The sequence below is a fragment of the Ameyamaea chiangmaiensis genome (assembly GCF_013376175.1).
GTDB lineage: Bacteria > Pseudomonadota > Alphaproteobacteria > Acetobacterales > Acetobacteraceae > Ameyamaea > Ameyamaea chiangmaiensis.
The window spans coordinates 1-3353 of sequence record NZ_JABXXR010000221.1 but is presented as its reverse complement, the minus strand read 5'-3'; the positions used below and the strand labels follow the sequence as shown (position 1 = coordinate 3353).

General features: G+C 65.5%; 4 protein-coding genes. 1 reads left to right on the top strand and 3 read right to left on the bottom strand.

The genetic code is table 11. The annotated features are described in order from the left end of the window. Window positions 1-247: hypothetical protein (locus HUK82_RS15460; protein WP_176614795.1), on the top strand; the 247-nt coding region annotated here is incomplete at its 5' end. 158 nt (window positions 248-405) lie between these two features. Here HUK82_RS15460 and HUK82_RS15455 read toward each other — a convergent pair. The 3 genes from HUK82_RS15455 to HUK82_RS15445 form a co-directional block, all read right to left on the bottom strand. Then, a complete protein-coding gene (locus HUK82_RS15455; protein WP_176614794.1) occupies window positions 406-1626 on the bottom strand; it encodes a glycosyltransferase family 4 protein in 1221 nt (406 codons plus the stop codon). Window positions 1627-1744: 118 nt separating this feature from the next. Continuing rightward, window positions 1745-2737 carry a hypothetical protein gene (locus HUK82_RS15450; RefSeq protein ID WP_246495580.1) on the bottom strand — a complete coding sequence of 331 codons (993 nt, stop codon included), beginning with the start codon at window positions 2735-2737 and terminating at the stop codon, window positions 1745-1747. Window positions 2738-2852: 115 nt separating this feature from the next. Continuing rightward, the coding region (locus tag HUK82_RS15445) for a glycosyltransferase (RefSeq protein ID WP_176614792.1) at window positions 2853-3353 on the bottom strand (501 nt) is incomplete at its 5' end.

Genomic DNA, 3353 nt, shown 5'->3' with positions numbered 1-3353 from the left:
CACGCGGCGACGCACGGCCAAGGCTGCCGCGTCGGCCCCCGAAGTCGCGGAGCACGAGGCGCCAGTGAAGAAGCCGCGTGCACGCCGCACGACCAAGGCTGCTGCCGTTGCCGAGACCGACGAGGCAAAGCCGGTCGCCAAGACCCGACGCAAGACGAAGGCGGCGGACGAGGGCGTGGTTCAGCCGATCGTCATTGAAGACGCGCCGCCGGCCGGTTCCCGCCGCACGGGCTGGTGGCGCCGGTAGTACCGGCGGCCCCCGCGTCAGGGAGATTTGCTGTAGCCGGTTGGCGTGTGCCAGCCGGCTACAGCTGTTTTTGGGGCTCGTGATTGCGGGGGCACGTGGCCCCGGATGGCCGGTGGAGGCGCCGGATGTTCGGGTCAGTCGTACGGCGGTCGGTTGCGTTACGGCCCGACGATCCGCGCGATTTCCTGTTCATACAGGTCGAGGCATCGTTCCTGATCGAGGTGGCTTTCCGCGTAGGCGCGCGCACCTTTCGACAGTTTACGGGCCAGCTTTTGGTCTTCCAGCACCTCGAGCACGCCCTGGGCGATCCGCTCGGGTTGCAGGAACGGGACGAGCAGTCCGTTTTTCCCGTCCTGAACGAACTCGCTTACGGGTGCCGTATCGCTGCCGACGACCACGCATCCCGTCGCGAGGGCCTCGCGCAGTGACCACGAGGCTACGAAGGGATAGGTCAGGTAGACGTGCGCGTCAGAGCGCTTGAGCAGTGCCCGAAATGAGTCGTACGGCACCTTGCCGACGAAGTGAACGCGGCTGGGGTCGATCCTGTCGCCCAGTTCGCGCAGCATCGTGTCGCGCCATGTCGCATTGACCAGCCGCGCACCGTAGCTGACGCCGTCGCCACCGACGAGAATGACCCGTGCGTCGGGTCGTTCGTCCAGAATGCGTGGCAGGGCGCGCATGAACACGTGAAAGCCGCGATAGGGTTCGAGATCCCGCGACACATAGGTCACGAGCTTTTCATCCGCGCCGACATGCACACCGCAAATATCCTGATCCTTGCGAGCGCGTTTTGGTGCCGGTCGGCATTTGTCGAGGTCCGCGCCTTCCGCGATCAGGCGGATCTGCGGTTGTGCCCAGTCGGGATAGGTGTCGCGCTGGAACTGCGTCGGGGTCTGGCCGTGTTGCCCGAGCATCAGGGCCTGAAGGTTGATGGCGTTCTTGGCGCGGACATTGGCCAGAAGATTCGCGGCCTGGGGGAATTCGTCGTCGAAGCCGACGTCGAGATCATGCGTGGCGTAGAAAAACTCGAAATAGCCAAGGATTGGCGTGGTCGGAAACACGTCAACCAGATCGAGAAGCTCCCCCCATCCGTGGTGTCCGATGATGATATCGGGCTCAAAGCCGAGCTGCTTGAGGGAGCGAGCGGTGCGGGCGACGTATTCCGCCCGGCGCAGGCCCTTTTCGAGTTCATGCGCGCCGGGATGGATGGCGTCCATATCCTTGGGCGGCAGCCGATAGATGGCCTTGCGCACGCCGGGGATGACGCTTTCGTTGGGTTCGCAGATAAAGACGATCTCGTTTCCCGGACGCGCATTGAGGCGCTGGATCAGGTAAAGAAACTGTCCGGGAAAATTCTGATGTACGAAGAGATATTTCAAGAACCACCTGTCGGTCGCGGGACCGGTCGCGGGCGTTCGCTTTCGCGTATGGGACGTCCTGCGGCCGTCGCGCCGCAGGAGACCGCTGCCGGCATTGTTGGAGCGGGTGGCGTCGCTGTCAGGCCGGCCGCTTCCGACGGCCCTTGACGGGTGCCGCGGGCGCGGATTTCGTCGGAGTCCCGGCGGGTGGTGCGTCGGTCCCGGCGGCGGGAGCCTCGGCATCCGTCTTGGCTTTGGCCGTTGTCTTGCTCGATGTGCGTTTTGTGACGGCAGCGGTCTTTGTGCCGGAAGCGGGCTCGCCCGCCAGGGCTTTGCCGGCCTCCGCGCGGGGCAGGATCCGTACTCGGAACGCTTCGAGCGGCGCCAGCGATTCCGCCTCCACCGTCAGGCTGTCATCGACAGGACCGGCTTTCGAGCCGTCGGTGAACGTTGCCTCGACCACCGGGACATACTGTGCGGCGGCTTCGCCTGTCAGGCGGACGCGCAGACCCAGGATCGGCAGCGCCATGCCCCGGCTGCCGCAGAACTGGCCGCCCGGGGACCAGGGCGAAAGCCAGCCCTTGCCGAGCACGGCCTGATATTCGACATCGGCCGGTGCCACGACATCATGGGGGGCGATGCTGAAGCCTTCGATCCATGCCTGGCTTCCCGGCACGCCCACCCACTCGCCCAGCAGGAATCCGACATCGCCGCGTTTTTCGATATGGGCGGCGATTTCGGGATTGGGGATCGACGCCGGGGACGGCGCTTTGGGTGGGGCGCTGGTCAGGGCGGCCGGGCGTGGCGCGGTCTGAGCCGGGGCGGCGGTGGCCGGGATGGCCTGCGTGCCGGCGTCGTTCAGGCGGACGACCTGAAGATGCGGGGCGTTTTGCTGTGAGTCCTGCGACTGATAGACGGTCACCATGATCTGGCCGGTCGCGGCGGTGACGCGCACCAGTGCCGCGCTATGATTGCCGCCGAGCCAGCCTTCATTGTTGAAGGTTGCGATCGTCACGCCATCATCGTGATGTCCGGGCACGTTCGACAGGCGCAGGCCGGGAAAGCCACTGGTGGTGTCGGGTGCCTGTCCCGGAGCGTGAAAGATACAATACAGCCCCGAATCGAGCGTCATCAGGTGGCCTGAAACCTTCAGGTCCACGATCCTGTTCGGATTTGCTGTTTGGCCACTCTGAGACATCAAGACGGTTCCAACTGGTTGGAGATACACGGGACTGCGCCGCGCGATCTTATCGGAGCGTGGAAAAAGGTAAACTGTTGTCGCGGCACTGAAGAAGGTGTGTACAGAGCGTCTCGGGCGTCAGGGCCGGAGAGAGCCTCCAGCCCCGTCCGGTGCGGGCCACGCGCTCGGCCGGCGCGCCGAAGTCGAACACGGCGACCGGGAGCCCGGCTCGCCACAGTGACGACAGTGCCAGACACCAGGTTTCCGGCCAGATGGACGGTAGAAACCCGATATCGGCGTCCTGCGCGCGGATCAGTGCCTCGGCTTCGTCGCGGACATATTCGCCGGTGACGAAGGCATGTCCGGTCTGCATCAGCAGATCGTCATCGATCGTGTGCCCGACGATCGCGAATTCCAGGGGAAGTGCTGCGGTGCGCGCGTGACGCGCCATGTCCAGCAGGCGCGTGAATCCTTTGTCCCGTCCGATCGCGCCGGCGACGCAGACGCGCATGACCCCGGGGCGGCGCGGGCGACGGTGCGACGGTGTCGGGGCCAGGGCCGCGAGGAC

Coding starts and splice junctions, on each gene's coding strand:
- HUK82_RS15450 (WP_246495580.1), bottom strand. CDS start 2,737: ATGACGCTCGATTCGGGGCTGTATTGTATCTTTCACGCTCCGGGACAG.